Here is a 15,703-nt window from a genome sequence, read left to right as displayed (position 1 = left end):
CACCCGTCGCCTCAGGCGGCGGGTGGGTGCGGTTCTCCTCGCCGCCGTGATCGCACTGATGGGTACCGGAGGGGCGAGCTACGCCGACGGCATCGACGACCGCCGTGCAGAAGCGGAGCGCCGCAGTGCCGCCGCCGAGCGACGCGCCGAGGAGCTGGAGGCGTCCATCGAGGGACTCAGCAGCGAGCTGAGTCAGGCGGCCCTCGACCTCCAGGCCACCGAAGCACGCCTTCCCGAGGCAAAGGCCGAGCTGGAAGCTGCCCGCGCCGCCCTGGAGGCCACCCAGCGTGAGGCAGCCATGGTCGCCAGCCGACTGCAGGACGCGACCGACCTTCGAGGCAGCCTGACGGCCACCATCGCTGCTGACCGTGCCGACGAGGCCGAGCTTCGTGACGCCCTGGGTGCGATGGCGCGCGAGGCGTACCGCGGCGGACCCGGTCTCTCCGCCCTGGACGTCATGCTCGACGCCGAGAACGCCACCGACTTCCTCGACAACGCCCGCCTCGTCGACGCGGCCCTGGCGAGTCAGTCGCGGATCCTGAACGAGCTGCGCGAGGTGGACGCCACCAATCGCAACAGCGAGGCCCGCCTGAGTGCCGTCACCGACCGCGTGGCCGTGCTCAAGCAGCAGGCCGAAGCCAAGGTTGTCGCCGCCGACGAGGCCCGGAGCGTCGCGCAGGCGCACGAGGACGAGATCACCCAGCTCATCGCGGACCAGAGCGCCAAGCGGGACGTGATCGCGGCGCTCAAGTCCCAGGCCGAGACCGAGCAGGCTGAGATCGACGCCCAGCAGGCGGCCATCGAGCGCGACCTCGTCGCGATCATCGCCGAGCAACGGGCCGCCCGCGAGGCTGCCGAGGCAGCGGCACGGGCCGCCGCCGAGGCTGCCGCGAGAGCCGCCGCAGAAGCGGCCGGCCGAGAGCCACCACCCCCACCTCCGCCGACGCCGGTGCAACCGCCGTCGGGGTCCGTCTCTGGAGCTCTGTTCGGCAACCCGACCGCGATCAACCCGATGTACGTCACGTCGGAGTACGGGATGCGGCTGCACCCAATTCTTGGGTACGTGCGCCTACACGCCGGCATCGACCTGCGGACCGGGTGCAACACCGCTCTGTACGCGCCGCGCGCCGGGACCGTGCTCTGGTCGCAGTGGCGCAACGGCTTCGGCAACCAGGTGATGCTCGACTACGGGACGGTCCAGGGGAACGCGGTGATGAGCAGCTCCAACCACCTCACCCGCTCGGTTGTCAAAGCCGGACAGAGCGTCGCCAAGGGCCAGCTCATCGGCTACTCCGGCAACACCGGGTTGTCCGGCGCCTGCCACCTGCACTTCGAGGTGTACGTCAACGGCTCGACTGTGAACCCACGACCATTGCTGGGCCTCTAGCTGGCGTCATCGCACTCGCCCACTAGCCATGTCGATCGTTGGTCAACCCGACGACGCGGCAGGCCCCAAGAACCGGATCACCGGCGAGGTCGCGAGGACGGTTTCATGAAACCTTGATCGAACCTCGAGCAGTGGCTCGCAGACCGTGGGTGACACTGGGTGGATCAGCGAGAGGCAAGGGAGTGCCCGTGTATGTTCCACCCCGTCCACTTGTGCGGATCACCCTTGTGCAGACGTCTGCGTGCCACCTCTGTGACGAGGCGAGCACGATCCTGGCTGAGCTTGCCAAGGACCACCCGATCGAGGTCGACGTGCTGGGCGCTCGCTCCGACGTCGGGCGGTACCTCGTCGAACGACACCGTCCGCCACTCGCACCATTGGTCCTCGTCGACGACGTGTACTTCTCCGCCGGCCGGCTCCCGCGCCGCAAGCTCGAGCGGACGCTTACGGCGCTGTCCACTCGCGACGCGAGAGTCGCAGGCTGAGGGGCCGCTCGGCTGCGAAGTCGGATCCGTCTCGCACGCCCACTTCACGCCGGCCGAGGGTCTCGACGAGAGCAACCGCGGTGACATCTTCGCCCGGTCAGCGCGATCCGTACGGCATCGATCAAGTCGGCCGGTGTGGCTCGAGCGGGTGGCCGGCGAGGAGTCGACCGACGCCCTGGCGACGTGGCTCACTTGAGGCAGGCCTGGACAGGAGCACCTCCCTAGCGCTCACGAGCAGCATGTAATCGACAGACCGAAAGGTTGAAATGATGCCTCTTGAACTCACCTGCCACGCATGCGACGTCGTCTTGAGCGCCGGGTCCGAGGACGAACTCGTCGACCTTGCCACCGAACACGCGTCGAGCGTCCACGGACATACACCTCCACGTGAGCACGTCGTCACCCGCATCCGGCGGCACAACCCCTAGATCAGGGCCGTCGTCGGGCGTCCGACCGAGCACGTTTCAGCGTCGCGTGGGAGTGCCCTGCGGCTAGTCGGTCAGTGGCACGGCGGCCCGGATCGAGGTGACGACGTCAAGGATCGCTCGGGTGGTGGCGTCTGCTCCGTTCTCGTCGGCGATCATCCCGAGGTGGTCGACGTCGTCAATGACGCGGTGGGCGCTGGCGGTGGACAGAGTTGCCAAAGCATCCTGCGCGACCAACGCGTCGGCGTCATGGCCGATGCCCGCGGTCAAGACGACCAACGGCTTGCCGGCGAAGTCACGCAGCGATGCCGCTTCCCGGGTGGAGGAGCCGCCCTGGCCGTACTCCTCGATCGTGCTGCGCACGTCACTCGGAGTCGGCTGGTCGATCAGGCGGGTGAGGCCGAGACGGGCTGAGGTAGAGACCAGCGTGACAGCACGGTTGGCGAGATCGGAAGAACCCCCGTCGTCTGCCGCTGTCGCCGTCGCGTCCGCTTCGGATGCCGGGGCCGTGGAGTCCACCAGCACCATGCCGGCGACCTCGTCGGGGTAGCGCGCGGCGAAGGTCAGGACGTAGAGGCCGCCGAAGGAGTGACCTGCCAGCAGATACGGTCCCGGGACGTGAGCGCGCTCCAGCAGGGTGTGCAGGTCGGTGGCGATCTGCGTCGCGTCCTGGCGGGTCTCAGCGGGCCCGCTCCAGCCGCGCCCCGCCCGGTCGTAGACGCAGACCCGGGTCTCGTGAGCAACGGTGGGTGTGATGAGGCCGAGCTGCGCGGAGACCATGCCGGCACCTGGTTCGAGGACGACTGTCGGGCTGCCGGAGCCGGTGCAGCTCAGGTGCAGGCTGTGCCCGCCGACGTCGAAGAGCTGACCAGGCATGGCGTTGGCGCTCGCCTCCACGGCCGCGCGCACGGTCTGGTAGCCGCCGCCGAGCGAGGCGAGCGCCAGGACGGCGAGCACGGGGTAGACCAGCCAGCGTCGGCTCGGGCTGTGCAGGTGTCGACGGGCGCAGACGAGCATCCAGGCGGCCAAGGACAGCATGACGGGAGGCCACACCCAGCTGAGGAACTCGAGGACCGAGGAGCCGAACGCGATCAGGACGAGGCCGCTCAGCCCCATGACCAGGGCAGGAGCCGCGGCCCACCTCTGTGGCTGGTCGGTGAAGCGCGTCGAGAGCACGGCCAACAGCGCCCAGCCCAGCGCCAGCCCGCACAGGACCGCACCGGTGAGCCCAGCCTCGGTCGGTGGGATGAACGGGGCAGCCACGAGGAGTGCAGCCGCAAGGAGGCCGGCGGCGAACGTGCCAGCCACGATCCAGCCGATGTGCCCCCTAGACGCACGGGGCCGGACGACTGGGGGGCTCATCCGAGTCGTGGACGGCGCGGCCTCGGGAGCGGGAGGAGTGGCGATGGTGGTCATGGCTGCCTTCTTCCGACGTCGAGCGGCGGACGTCGTGGCTCGGTGGTAGGTGGGTCAGGGAGACGATGTCTCCTCTCCAGCGTGGGGCGGGAGCAGCCTGGCCACCAGGACGCGTTGTTGACGATTTCGGCCACCGCGCCCGCGGCGTACGGTCGGCAGATGGAGTCCCGATGACCGGGTCGACGGACCCGCACTTGCGCGAGCCGGCGGTCGCCCCGGCCGTCGCACGAGGCGTCGTCATCGTGACCTTCGACGGAGCCCAGATACTCGATGTCACAGGTCCGCTAGAGGTGTTCTCGACCGCGTCTCGACTCTTGCCCGCCGCCCGGTACCGCGGGCAGGTCGTGACCACCCGAGGCGGCGCGGTCCGTCCCAGCTGCGGTTTGGAGTTCGCGTCCACCCCGGTCGGCGACGTCACCGGTCCAATCGACACCCTCGTCGTCGCCGGCGGCGCCGACATGGGCACCGTCGTCACGGACGCCGAGCTTCTCGGCGAGGTCCGACGGCTCGCCACCGACGCCCGTCGCGTGACGTCCGTCTGCTCCGGCGCGTTCGTGCTCGCGGCAGCCGGCCTGCTAGCGGGACGACGTGCCACCACCCACTGGGCCGAGTGCGGACTACTCGGCGACACCTACGCGGACGTCACCGTCGACCGCGACGCCATCTACGTGCACGACGGCAACGTGTGGACCTCCGCGGGCGTCACCGCCGGCATCGACCTGGCGCTCGCGCTGGTTGCCGACGACCACGGCCATCAGGCTGCGGCCACCGTCGCACGGCAGTTGGTCGTCTACCTGCAGCGCTCCGGTGGGCAGGCGCAGTTCTCCGCTCTGCTGGCCGGACAGACCGCCGACACGGAACCGGTCCGTGACCTCCTGGCGTGGATCCGCGACCACCTGGCCGACGACCTCTCGGTCCCCGCGCTGGCCCGTCACGTCAACCTCTCCGAACGGCAGTTCACCCGTGTCTTCAAGTCAGAGGTGGGGGAGACGGCGGCGTCGCACGTCGAAGCTGTTCGGCTCGAGTCCGCCTGCCGTCTGCTCGAGACCACCAGCAGGACCATCGAGCAGATCGCCAAGGCGTGCGGTTTCGGAACACCCGAGTCCATGAACCGGAGCTTTCAGCGACGGCTCGGTACGACGCCAGGCGCACATCGCCACCACTTCCGTGAGACAGCCTCGGACCGCGGTCGTTGACCTGGTGCGCTCGTTAAGACAGCACACCTGCCTGCGGCGAAGTCCAGGTCGCACGTCGCGGAGCAGCGGCACGACCGATCGAAATGAGCGGGAGAAGCGCGGTTCGTGGCGTCGACGCGCATTGACCTCTTGAGTGTCAGGCAGAAGAACGGCGTCCGTCTGCGTCCGCCAGCGATCGTTTGCGCAGGTCGTGAGCCATCGCGGACCCTGACGAACGCCAGCGAACGCGAGCGAACGCAAACGGGTTGCTACACGATCCAAGGTCCTGTCAGAGCCGTTCTCAGCCTTGAGCTGATGCATGGCCATGCATGCAGCGTGTGAGCCCTCAGTCGAGTCGTGGTTCAGAGGCCCCGACCGGTCTCCCGGTCAAGTTCGGCTAAGACTCGCTGAGGCGTGAGAAGCAAGCTCATGAGCCCCACGACGTACCGGGCCCACGCTTCCGGCTGTTGACTGTCGTCGAACGCGGCTGCCGCTTCGAACTGCCGCCGCAGGTTCACGGGCAGTCGCTGCGCGAGAGGCGCGGCCAGTTCACGCGCTCTTCCCCTCTTCGGGGACGCTGTGCCGCGCCCCCAAGTGGGGCGAGACCCGGCAGGAGACGGCGACGTCGCGGCAGCAAGCTCGAGCTCATCCACGGCGACATCGGCCCAACCGGAATCATCGCCGGACAGCGATGGGATCGCGATCTGCTGTGTGGAGGCTATTGCGGACCGGCCGAGCGCGAGTGAGAGTGCGCCAGGGTCCTCGTGGTAGTTGAGGTAGCGGGCAACATCGACTCCAGGTGGACAGACTTCGCCCAAGACAACGTCGCCGACAAAATCGCTCGGGTCGATGAGCCATCCTTCCCGCACCGTGATGCTGGGCACGAGGCGGACGCGGTAAAGGTAGAACTGGCTGCCGTGATCCGCCTGGTGGTCGATGCGTCGCAGCATGTTGTGGATGGCTGCTTCGTAGGTGCCGACATGCAGCGCCTTGGCTCTCTGCCGTTCGGCCCAGGCGGCGACGTGATGGTCCCCGCCCATCCTTAACCGGGTCTCCTGAGTCAGTTCCGCCGCGGGATTGAAGTCGTGCTTCGGCCAATCCGATTGAGTACTGGTGTGATACCAGACGAGTTCGGCGACGACTTCGTCCGCCAAGGCGGGATCGTCCGGGTCGACCGTCACGCGTGGCGCAGTCGCCACTTCGCAGGTGACGCCGCAACCTGGACAGAATTCCCGGGCTTGTTCCCACCGATCGATCCAGTCGAGATCGACAACCCACCGGCGACCGCATTGCCCGCAGAGCAGGTAGCGGCCGCGGGAGAAGTCAATCGGTCGTTCCACGTCTCATTCTCTCCCGAACGCCGGTGCCGATGCTTGGACGTCGAGTGTGTTTAGGATGATGGGTACGGTCGACGAACTCGATCGGCGGCCCATTCCCGGTGCGCTATCCGGCAGGTGAGTGCTGTTCTGACTCCATCTCCACAGCGCAGCCCTTGGGGTGCGAGGTCGACATCGACGCCTCGTAGCCACCGGTCGACCGACCCGTGCGTGTCCGCCACGCTGGACACATGGACGTCACGGACCCCGCCGAGTGCCGCCGCCGCTTCGGGTCCGGCCGGCGAGCCGTCCTGGCTTCAACCGGGGCCGACGACCAGCCGCACCTCGTGCCGGTGACATTCGCACTCCTCGACGACACCGTCCTCGTCCACGCCGTCGACCACAAACCCAAGCGGACTACTGCCCTGCGACGGCTCCGCACCATTGCCGAGAACCCGCGGGTCGCGTTCCTGGTGGACCGATACGACGACGACTGGGCTCGGATGTGGTGGGTCCGGGCGGACGCTGAAGCCACCGTCATCAGGGACGGCGACCGACATGGTCGCGCACTGGCCGCGCTGGCCGCCCGCTACCAGCAGTACACCGAGATCGAGCCGACCGCGCCCGTTGTGTGGGCGACGGTGCACCGCTGGACGGGCTGGTCGGCCACGGGGGCCTGAGAAGAACCCGCCCGCTGCACATTTCGCACCCTTGCCAGGTGTCGGGGAGGTCGGTCTACTGAGCTGGGACAGGAGCTAGCCACATTCACCGGTCGTCACGGGCTGCAGCTCGAGCGCGCCAAACCGGTGGACCGTTGTCGGCCCCACCGATGCCTCGGTGTCCGTGTAGTCCCGTCGGGTAGTTCGCTGCTCTCGTCATCTTCGGAGTCCACGCTCTCGATCCCGCCGTCGTAGCGATCTCAACCCGCGCCGGCCGCATCGGTGAACATGACGGTGGAGAAGACGTAGCCGGCATCGGGCTGGACGGGGACCGTCGCCGTCGTGCACGTCACAGGTCGTCTTCGAGGCTCCAGGCTGCAGGAGCCCTTGAGCCCGGAAGCACGAGGGGATCTACTCTCCGCGTGACCTCTTCTCCCCAGACGCCGAGCACGCGCGATCAGCTCGAGGCTGCGATTCAACTTGGGGTCCCGGTAGACGCGCTTGACGCACTCGCGGGTTTGGCATTCCTGGGTGGACCGTTCGCTGAACTGGCCGAACTACGCGAGCAGTACGAGCTACTTGTTGGGGGAGCTGCGGCGAACCTCGACGTGCTCAGTGCACGCGGCTGGAGCATTGGATCGATGCCGACGCGGGTGTTGGCTCAGGCGACGGCGCTTAGTGATGCCGGTAAGGGCGAAGAGGGTGACCTGTTGCTCGCGGACCTGTGGGACGACGACACACGGACCGGGCGTGTTGTAGCGCGGGTTGGAAGCCTCGGGGCGGCCGACAATCACATGCGCGAGATGTCACAGCATCGGCGACGCCTTCTTCTGAAGGCTCGCGCGCATCATCATTCAGGCTCGTACGAGGCGTCAGTGCCGCTCCTCTTGGCCCAGGTGGAGGGAATCACCGCCGACGTGGCCGAAGGGCGCTTGTTCTTCTCTACGAGTAAGCAGCGGATGGCTGATGTGGAGGATTCCGCGCGACTGGTGTCTCTTCCCGCGGCGCTACCCGCCCAACGAGTCCCGTTCGTCGCCGGTCTTCATGAGACACAGGCGCGGGGATCGCTGTCGCGGCACGGGATCTTGCACGGTCGCGAGCTGGCCTACGACACCAAGGTGATCAGTGCCAAGTGCTGGTCGCTGCTCGACGCAATCTGCGAGTGGGCGATGCCGCTCGCAAGCGCCATCGCTGTCGAGCGGAGGGCCGCAGCTCAGGGAGAGCGAGCCGGCAGCGGTGACGTGAACGAGCAGGGCCAACGACTCGACGATCGTGAGTTCAAGGAGACACGCGAAGCGCTGCGGTGGGTCTCGACATGCCAAATGGGTCACCACCGGAAGGACGGACGATTCCACGCTCGGATCCTGGCGAAGCTGCTCGGGCCGAAGGACTTCGTGCGCCATGGTCTTGCCGAAGAACACGGGTTGCGTAGTCAGGTCGACTTGAATGGCCAGGAATGGTGGGGATGGCGCACCACGGTCAGTGGCTGGGTCTTGGCACTGGCACTTGTGGCGCTAGACGGCAACTACCTGGAGTACCAGTACGCCGGCGCGCGCGAACCAGCACAGGGGCCCGGAGCCGATCCGGCCACTTGGGGTGACCTCTGGGGCAACTCGCCCGACTGGAGGAGTCTGGAGGGCGTCTGACGTCTCGGCCGAGAACTTCGCGCCCGTCTGCCGACTGTCGTGAAGTTTGGGCGCTTGTCGACGGGTTCCCGAGCAGGGGTTATGCCCCGCGGTGGCCGTGACCGTCCTGACCCCAACCCAAGCATGCGCGACGGCAACCTCGCGCGCCGCATCGGCCACCCACCGGGTCGCTTGAGCCGATTGCCGGCGGCTGGGTCTGAACACCCCGTCGACGTCGGGGCGGCACATCGCCACCTCACCCGAGCACTCGAGGGCCAAGTACTGCTCCTGACCGGGCATCAGGGTCGCCCGGCTACTCCTTGAGGCGCCGGGCCACCTCGCGTGGCACGACATCGAACGCGCGCTCTGCGAACCCTTCGCGACGCAGGTGCAGCCTGTGTAGCTGCGGTTCCTTCGTGCCGAACTCACGCACCCGGGACATATCTTCGTCGTGGCGCCCGACGCCGTACACGTCGAGCAGCCCGAACCGCCTTAGCATCCGGTGTGCGTCGAACGTGTCCCGGCTCAGCCCGTACCGGGCCAGACGCGTGCTTGCAGGGATGGCAACCCACCCTGGCTGGAGCCCGGGCACAGTGAGGGACCCTAAGCCGCACGCGGCCATCAGCAGCAGGGCGATCTCGCTGTCCTCGAGCAGGTGGACCCACCCGTTGCTGATGAACGTATAGGGCAGCGACATCGGGTTGTTCTTCGCGGTGGGCACCGTGTACCGCACGGCGGCTGGCACGAGGAGCCCACCTTCGCGCAGCGGGACGAATCCTTCGTAGGTGCCCTTCGGCTTTCCGTCGTTGGGCAACTCGATCAGGCCCGCGGCCTGCAGAGAGCGCAGCGCGGCGTGCACTGTGCGCAGCCGGTCGTCACGGTCGCTGGCTGCCATCCGCGGAGCACCCTGCTTCTTGAGGCGACCCGCGACCAAGTCGACCCACCCCAAGTCGCCCATCAGCGGTAGGTCGGTCGCGGGCGTCGCTGTCCGCCGCACGGCCTTGTGCGCTACGGCGAGGATCGTCAGGTACAGCCGCAGCGCCGCCCCGCGCGAGTCCAGGATGCGTGTCGCGGACGGCCGGTGTTCCCGTCCGGGAGGCTTGCGGTCGCTGATCGGCACCGCGGGGTCGGTCGATCGCCAGGAGAACTCGCGTCGGATGAGCAGGTCAGCGGGAACTACACCGGCCAGCCGCTCGAGGTTGTCGGTGGCCCACTGCGCCGACAGGAGCCACCCTTCGCCGGAACTGGTAGCCGAGGACCGGACCGCGAGGCGTCGCGCGCGCTTGGCCAGTAGGGCCCGTTCGGTGCTCCCGGGGCTAGGCGTGAGGTCGAAGTCGGCCAGGATGCCCACGAGTTCTCCCGTATCGAACCGAACCGATCAACCCGCCTGACTACGACTTCGTTGCTTCGAAGCGATGACTCTTCGCCTGGCGGGTTGTCCTGCGGTGCAAGTGTAGTTGACCGGGTCCAGAAACAGGGCCATACCTGTCACCAGAACGTCACGACTCACCGACAGGGAGCACCACGATGGCCGCCAAGACCCCCACCGCCTCTTCACCTGCGACTCCTGCAGCTGCGAGCTCGACGTACTTACTGACGGTACGTTCGGCGGTGATCTGGGCCATTGCGCTTCTGTGCGGCGCGGCCGCGGCCGCCGTCGCGGTGTGGTCGGTGCACGACGCGCACGTCGCCGTCCAGGTCCTCGTCGGCCTCGGAACCGGTGTCGGCGGCGCATTGGGAGCGGCTGCGACGCTGAACCAGCTCATCGCACCGGGGGACCCGTAGGTGTGAGCAGCGACGCCGTCACTTGGTGGGCGATCGGAGACGCGGGAAGCCTGAACCGGTTTCTGGACAGTTGCGCCGACGTGATCCAGGTAGCGGCGGCCGTGGCAGCGCAACGGGGATGTGGTTCACGGTCGTGAGACGTGGGCGTAGCCAGCGTCGACCGAGGACCCGGAACTGGGGTCCGGTCGTCGAGTGAGTGTCGCCGGGTGTTAGGCGCTCGCACGAGAGAACTGTGGGGCGGGTTCGCCGGGCTCGGCGAAGAGTCACCGATGGGGCCGCCTGCAGTAGGACGGGCGACGTCCTGAGGGTTACTTCCTGTACTCGAGGTCGCAAGTTGGATTAGGCGCCGGTGCCCCCGTGGCGGCCTCGCACGGGGGCGGCGGTCAACCGACCGCATCTCGCGGGCAAGGCGTCCATGTCGGTATCGCGCGTTGACCGGCGTCGGAGGTGACGCGCCCACTAACGTGCTGGTTGAAGCACTAATCCGACGGTCGTCAAGCTGGAGACGAGAATGCTCGAGGTCGACGCGCGGCTCGCCGAGGCCGTTCTTGACGCCGTCGCAGGATGGAGCGAATGGTGCTATCGGCGAGTCGAGAGTGTCCATCCAATGGAAGGTGAGAGGGGGAGGATTAGGCACTCAATGGACTGTTCGCCTCCGCCCGATCCAAGACTCGCGTACGTACGGCGAGATCGAGGCAAGCGCCGAATCTCGCGCGTCACCGGAGCGGTCTTGGTACCGATGACCTTCGTTGCCAAGGGGCCTCTCCGCGAATTCGACACCAAGACGGCGGATGGCCTTCCGATTCCGATTCTCACCATGGGCGAGAACGCGGCGCTCGCCAAGGCGGTCGTCGAACTTGCCTTCGAGCTGAGCCGCGTCGACGTGACGGACGAGCTGAGGTCCGCGATCGAGATCCTTGTCGGCCCTGTGTCCCACCATGGCTCAACAGATGCCGAGTCGGCCGACCGTCTCATTGCAACCGGAACGGTCGACGGCCGTCGACTGTGGAGCGAGGACTCGCCACCGACGATTGCACTTGCTCTCTTGAACGACTTTCGTCGCGGTTTTCTACTCGTTGGCCTGCTGCCGGCGAAGCGCGCTGGTGAGCGACAGGTGCTGAAGTTCTCGTTCCATTGGGGTGTCACGCCGGCCGGCAAGGGCAGTTTTCTTGGCCGCGTCGCCGCGGGATTCGGGCTGCGCAGTCGCACGCTTGAGCTCCGGACGACTGGCGCGAGCGACACGAGCTCGTACCACCTGGAGTTTCACACGCCGCCGCAGATCGATTGCCAACGCCTCGAGCTTCCTCCATGCCCGGGGAGGCCCGATGGGTCTCAAAAGGATGACCGCACCCTGATCTCCGTCGCGCACGCGCATGACAGCTACGACCGGCCGCCGGAGTCGCCAGCCACCGTCGAGTTGTCTGTTGCTCGTTCCCGCGTCTGGACCACTGCTCTACTGTCCGCGGCTACTACCGCGATCATGGTCTGGCTTGCGATCTTCCTTCCCGGCGCCAAAGGTGCCCTGCTCGAGTCCTCCGACGGGGCGGCGGCTCTCCTCCTCGCGGTTCCGGCAGTGGTGATTGGGTTCGCGGCTGGCGGCACAGAGAGCGCGCTGGCTGTCTGGCTGCTCGGGCCGCTGAGGTTGGCGATGATCGGATGCGCGGCGGGGCTCATGTCGGTTGCCGGCAGTATCGTCGGCGAACTGCACGAGTCGTTCATCTCAGTCCTGTGGTGGACAGTGGCAGTCGCGGCAACTGTGCTGGTTGGGCTGATGGTGATCGGGCCATCCGTGGCGCGGGAGCGAACCTGAACCATCACTCGTTCGCCGCAGGACTCGTATGCTGAAGATGTTGGTAGAGGAGGAATCGCGATGAGTGAGCGAGACGTCAACGCGGCGGCAACGACGCCGAGGGCCGATGCCCGCCGTCCCGATCTGCTGCCTACTGTCAAGGGCGGCGAGATCACGACGATCGCCCTAGCTCGCACGCCGACGGACGGCGGTCGCGCCGCATACCGAGTGTTCCGTAGCCGGTCTTCAAAGATCGGTCACGATCGCAGCAAGTAGACGCCGCGCAAGTTGAGAACGGGAGCGCTGCAGGCTGCGACTCGAGGCCGCCTGCCTCAGCGACCTGTGCGTCCATGCGATGGTGCGCACGTGGACACGGAAGTCGGGCCCGTCGTGTGGTTCCTCGACGTCGACGGCGTGCTCAACGCGTCGCCAGCCGACCCTGCGACGGAAGGTTCAAAGGTCATCTGGGTCGACAGCACATTGGTGCGTTTTCTTTGAGCCCGCAGACGCAGGTGAGTGACGCGCTCGAAGGTGGTCGGCGATCGCGGGCTGTCGCTCGCCCCACCGCGGGCTCAGAAAGCCCATCCCTGCACCTGCATAAGGGTAAACACCGCCGTGACGACTGCCAGCAGACCACCGCCTATGACCGCCCACCGTCGGTAAGGCGAAGGCGGCGATGCCCCCGCACCAGTGTTCGTGATCGAACTCCCGCGGTCCGCATTGTTGATTGTGAGGTTCTTGATCTTGCTCCGGTCGCCGTAGATCACGACCGACACTGAGTCGGATGTGGCCTCCGACGAAGGCACGATCGCGTCCGGGGCCTTGATGAGCTCCATCTGAGCAGTCAGGGACACAAGCGACGTGCGAACGCCCTCCACGATGCCTATGAAGACGACCGGCGAAGCAGCCCAGTAGATGCGTTCGACATGGCCGTTCCAGTTCCCCATGTCGTTCATGTAGACGACGAGATCGTCGGCACCGGGCGGCGCGAGTCGGACCACGTCGCCGCGCGGAGTGACCTTCGCGAGGTGCTCGATCTCAGAGATGGACATCCGGAGGTCCAGCTCGTTTGTCACATGATCGCGTGCGAAGTCCGGAAGCCGAAACGGAGCTAGGGCCTGCCCTTTCACGTGCGCGTTGTGCGTAACACCGTCCATCAGCAGCGGGACGGAGACTCGTCGGTACCCTGGCAGTGAGTCGTCACGGCCGTACCCGTCCAGTTCTCGCCTAGCCCAGTCCACGAGCTCCTGAGATCCGGTCTGCCCGCCTAGGACGAGCACTTCGCGCAGAAGAGCCGTGAGCGAGTTGCTGTCATTCAGCGCACGCTTCTGGAGCTTCCGAATCGGGTTGCCATGCCGGCTCTTGTACACGGGAGACAAGGTAGTCATCGGCGCGGATGTGGCCTGAGACGCCACGCCCTTCGAGCGTGTGCCTAGACGTCTGACGACGGCGTGACGGATCCGTGGGTGGCGGAGTCTCCCGTCGCGACCGTCTCGTCGGCGGTGGCGCCTCAAGCATCTAGTGGTATGTCAAGGCTGACAGTGGACGGCGCACTGTCGCCAATGACGTTCGCCCTCATCGCAGTGCAGGACGACACCCGCCGGCGAAGGCAGAGAGCGAATGCCAGATTCTGCTCCGGCCAGGCGGCTCGGCGTCCGCCGCAGCGTGAGGTACCAGCTCCGGCGCTCGGTCAGACCCAGTCGGCGTGCTTCACATGGAGTGAGCGCGGCTGATCACTAACGCTCCCGGCGTGGACGCTAGTGCCGATGCGGTATTGGAGTGGCCGGATCCAACGGTGATTCGCTCCGCGGCATCGCGGTAGTGGACAAGTGCACGCTCGTGGAGCGCTGGTGTGACGGCAACGCTCGTCCCTCGCAGTTTTGCGGCGGCGAGCTCGGGAGAGTCGGTGATCTGTTCGCCGGTGAGGTTGGCAGCCCGGATCCGGACGTGGCCCGAGCGAGCGAGGCGGTTGTAGGTCATCGAGTTCCAGGCGGCGATCTGGCTCATCGTCTCGACAGCCCCGTTGACCACTGCACCCACAGCGCGACGATCAAGTTCGTGGCTCGCCACCAGACCAAGAGAAGACCCGGTCAGTGGTGCCGTCTGAGCGAGGAGATGGCGCACGGCGAGTGCATCGGCGCGAACCGTCGGGTCACCCGGGCCGGGCGAGATGACGTCGTGGAGATCGCCGAGTACGCGCTGCCATGCTCGAGCGCGGACGATCTGCGGCACCTGGGCGAGCGCTGGGTCGTCGGCTACCTGTCGCAGATCGACACCGTAGAAGGCGGCACAGTGGGCGTTGACCGCGAGCCCGACGCCGGCGAAGTCGTGCAGTGTCGTGACGGAGAAGTCCGGATGGGAAAGGGCGCCCCAGGCCGATCGGCGGAGCCGGCCGATTCGATCGGCGAGCTCGAGGAGCTCGTTGGCCCTGCGGATGGACGGGTTGGCCAGGCCGATTTCGTCGAGAGGGCCGGCCCCGGTCCGATCCTTCGCCTGGTGCACTGCATCGGCTGCCCATGCGCGTGCTTCGTCGAAGGCTGGGATCCAGCGCCGCACACTTGACCAATGCGTTCCGGCCTGTCCGACGCGCAAGCCGAGAGTGTCCGCTCCGCTCAGCACGGCCCCCGTCAAGTCCGCGACGCGGCCAAGTGCTCGTCGGCGGGCGGCGAAGTCCCACACGAGAGGACCGTCGGGGGAGCGCGACGACCCGGCTGCGTCGGTGTGCGTCGCGAGCAGGTCAACCGCCGCGCCGAGCGCCCTGGCTGCGTCGGACCAAGGGTGGTCGATCGGCTGCGGGATCGGGGGCAGGCGGTGGTCCTTGTCTTCGAGCGTCGGGATAGCGGTGACCATACGCAATGCGGCGTACTCGACGGGGTCTGTGCCCTGCGGGGGTGCGCTGGTGCCGTAAATCGTCGTCGCTCTCGCGGGGTTGACCAGGTGCCAGACGTGCCGCTCTATCGCGTCGAGTAGACCGTGGAACGACGCAACAGCGAGGTGGGCGTCTCGGAGGTCGTTGAATCGGTGGGCCGCGGTCTGGGAGGCGCCGGCGTGGATGTGTCGCGCGGCTTGCTCCATCAGCGCGCCATACGTGGTCACGGCCGGACGCCAGCGATCTTCGCGTGGGCGGTTCGTAGGCGGTGCTCGACGCGAGTGAGGCATGAGAGCTCGGCGCCGTCGACGCTCCGCTCCGCGAGGAGGTGGCTGACGTCGAGCGCGAGGTCGATGAGCCTCTGAACGACGTCGCGCGCCGCCTGGTGATCTTCGCCCGGCCGGAGGGGGCCGAGATCCATCGCCGGCGCGTCGGCGGCGAGGCCTTCGTGCAGCCACTCCAGCTCGTCGCGAGCTTCGCGCAGGTCCATCGCGATGTAGGCAAGCTCGACTCCGTCAGCGAAGTACGCGACGAGGCTTAGGCGAAGTGTTGAGTGGCCGGCCGTGTAGAGCAGCGACCAGAGTCCTGACCACGTCGCGGGCGTCTGCTCGAGCAGTGCTCCTGCGGGTGCAATCCATCCGACAGACATCGTTCCTCCGGGGAGTCCTCGTTCGGCGCCCGTACTCAATTGCGACTTTGGTGCCAGCCGCCCAGCGTCCGAGCGATCAGTGCCCGGGCTGTGGACAACCAGTCGCGTTCCGGCCCGTGTGAT

The 15,703-nt window shown here is 67.2% G+C and carries 14 protein-coding genes; 8 read left to right on the top strand and 6 right to left on the bottom strand.

The genetic code is table 11. From position 1 onward, the window contains the following. The first annotated feature begins 46 nt into the window (after positions 1–46). The gene (locus tag RYN42_RS00500; RefSeq protein WP_315092805.1) at positions 47–1,387 is read left to right on the top strand and encodes a M23 family metallopeptidase; all 1,341 of its coding nucleotides are present in this window, start codon (positions 47–49) and stop codon (positions 1,385–1,387) included. A 751-nt stretch (positions 1,388–2,138) separates the two neighbouring features. Then, complete coding sequence (locus RYN42_RS20225) at positions 2,139–2,300, top strand: DUF1059 domain-containing protein (protein ID WP_399552351.1); 162 nt, start codon at positions 2,139–2,141, stop codon at positions 2,298–2,300. 63 nt (positions 2,301–2,363) lie between these two features. Here RYN42_RS20225 and RYN42_RS00495 read toward each other — a convergent pair whose 3' ends face one another. Next, positions 2,364–3,254 (bottom strand): alpha/beta hydrolase, encoded by an 891-nt coding sequence (locus tag RYN42_RS00495; protein ID WP_315092803.1) that lies wholly within the window; start codon positions 3,252–3,254, stop codon positions 2,364–2,366. Positions 3,255–3,883: 629 nt separating this feature from the next. Here RYN42_RS00495 and RYN42_RS00490 point away from each other — a divergent pair. Continuing rightward, the gene (locus tag RYN42_RS00490) at positions 3,884–4,909 is read left to right on the top strand and encodes a GlxA family transcriptional regulator (protein ID WP_315092801.1); all 1,026 of its coding nucleotides are present in this window, start codon (positions 3,884–3,886) and stop codon (positions 4,907–4,909) included. A gap of 341 nt (positions 4,910–5,250) precedes the next feature. On the opposite strand, the gene RYN42_RS00485 is transcribed toward RYN42_RS00490, so the two are convergent. Further along, entirely contained in the window at positions 5,251–6,228 is a 978-nt protein-coding gene (locus RYN42_RS00485) for a hypothetical protein (protein WP_315092799.1), read from the bottom strand. 227 nt (positions 6,229–6,455) lie between these two features. Between RYN42_RS00485 and RYN42_RS00480 the strand changes: the two genes are divergently transcribed. Together RYN42_RS00480 and RYN42_RS00475 are read left to right on the top strand one after the other, a co-directional pair. Then, positions 6,456–6,884, top strand: coding sequence for a TIGR03668 family PPOX class F420-dependent oxidoreductase (locus tag RYN42_RS00480; RefSeq protein ID WP_315092797.1), 429 nt, complete (start codon positions 6,456–6,458; stop codon positions 6,882–6,884). A 401-nt stretch (positions 6,885–7,285) separates the two neighbouring features. After that, positions 7,286–8,509 (top strand): hypothetical protein, encoded by a 1,224-nt coding sequence (locus tag RYN42_RS00475; RefSeq protein WP_315092795.1) that lies wholly within the window; start codon positions 7,286–7,288, stop codon positions 8,507–8,509. Positions 8,510–8,801: 292 nt separating this feature from the next. Here RYN42_RS00475 and RYN42_RS00470 read toward each other — a convergent pair whose 3' ends face one another. Further along, complete coding sequence (locus RYN42_RS00470) at positions 8,802–9,839, bottom strand: hypothetical protein (RefSeq protein ID WP_315092794.1); 1,038 nt, start codon at positions 9,837–9,839, stop codon at positions 8,802–8,804. 176 nt (positions 9,840–10,015) lie between these two features. On the opposite strand from RYN42_RS00470, the gene RYN42_RS00465 reads away from it, so the two are divergent. From RYN42_RS00465 to RYN42_RS00455, 3 genes are all read left to right on the top strand, one after another. Then, entirely contained in the window at positions 10,016–10,273 is a 258-nt protein-coding gene (locus RYN42_RS00465; protein ID WP_315092793.1) for a hypothetical protein, read from the top strand. Positions 10,274–11,012: 739 nt separating this feature from the next. Further along, positions 11,013–12,083, top strand: coding sequence for a hypothetical protein (locus RYN42_RS00460; RefSeq protein WP_315092792.1), 1,071 nt, complete (start codon positions 11,013–11,015; stop codon positions 12,081–12,083). A 345-nt stretch (positions 12,084–12,428) separates the two neighbouring features. Further along, positions 12,429–12,560 (top strand): hypothetical protein, encoded by a 132-nt coding sequence (locus tag RYN42_RS00455; protein WP_315092791.1) that lies wholly within the window; start codon positions 12,429–12,431, stop codon positions 12,558–12,560. 74 nt (positions 12,561–12,634) lie between these two features. On the opposite strand, the gene RYN42_RS00450 is transcribed toward RYN42_RS00455, so the two are convergent. From RYN42_RS00450 to RYN42_RS00440, 3 genes are all read right to left on the bottom strand, one after another. Beyond that, on the bottom strand, positions 12,635–13,432 hold the full coding sequence (locus tag RYN42_RS00450; RefSeq protein WP_315092789.1) for a hypothetical protein: 798 nt from the start codon (positions 13,430–13,432) through the stop codon (positions 12,635–12,637). A gap of 340 nt (positions 13,433–13,772) precedes the next feature. After that, positions 13,773–15,158, bottom strand: coding sequence for a hypothetical protein (locus tag RYN42_RS00445; RefSeq protein WP_315092787.1), 1,386 nt, complete (start codon positions 15,156–15,158; stop codon positions 13,773–13,775). Then, on the bottom strand, positions 15,155–15,421 hold the full coding sequence (locus RYN42_RS00440; protein ID WP_315092785.1) for a hypothetical protein: 267 nt from the start codon (positions 15,419–15,421) through the stop codon (positions 15,155–15,157). Before RYN42_RS00440 ends, RYN42_RS00445 begins: the two co-directional genes overlap by 4 nt. Between the last annotated feature and the right edge of the window lie 282 nt (positions 15,422–15,703).

The sequence above is a fragment of the uncultured Cellulomonas sp. genome, assembly GCF_963527515.1.
Classification (GTDB): Bacteria; Actinomycetota; Actinomycetes; order Actinomycetales; family Cellulomonadaceae; genus Cellulomonas.
Note: the sequence above shows the minus strand (reverse complement) of the source record. Positions and strands in the feature narration are given on the sequence as shown.

Coding starts and splice junctions, on each gene's coding strand:
- RYN42_RS00490 (WP_315092801.1), top strand. CDS start 3,884: ATGACCGGGTCGACGGACCCGCACTTGCGCGAGCCGGCGGTCGCCCCG.
- RYN42_RS00440 (WP_315092785.1), bottom strand. CDS start 15,421: ATGGACCTGCGCGAAGCTCGCGACGAGCTGGAGTGGCTGCACGAAGGC.
- RYN42_RS00465 (WP_315092793.1), top strand. CDS start 10,016: ATGGCCGCCAAGACCCCCACCGCCTCTTCACCTGCGACTCCTGCAGCT.
- RYN42_RS00460 (WP_315092792.1), top strand. CDS start 11,013: ATGACCTTCGTTGCCAAGGGGCCTCTCCGCGAATTCGACACCAAGACG.
- RYN42_RS20225 (WP_399552351.1), top strand. CDS start 2,139: ATGATGCCTCTTGAACTCACCTGCCACGCATGCGACGTCGTCTTGAGC.
- RYN42_RS00480 (WP_315092797.1), top strand. CDS start 6,456: ATGGACGTCACGGACCCCGCCGAGTGCCGCCGCCGCTTCGGGTCCGGC.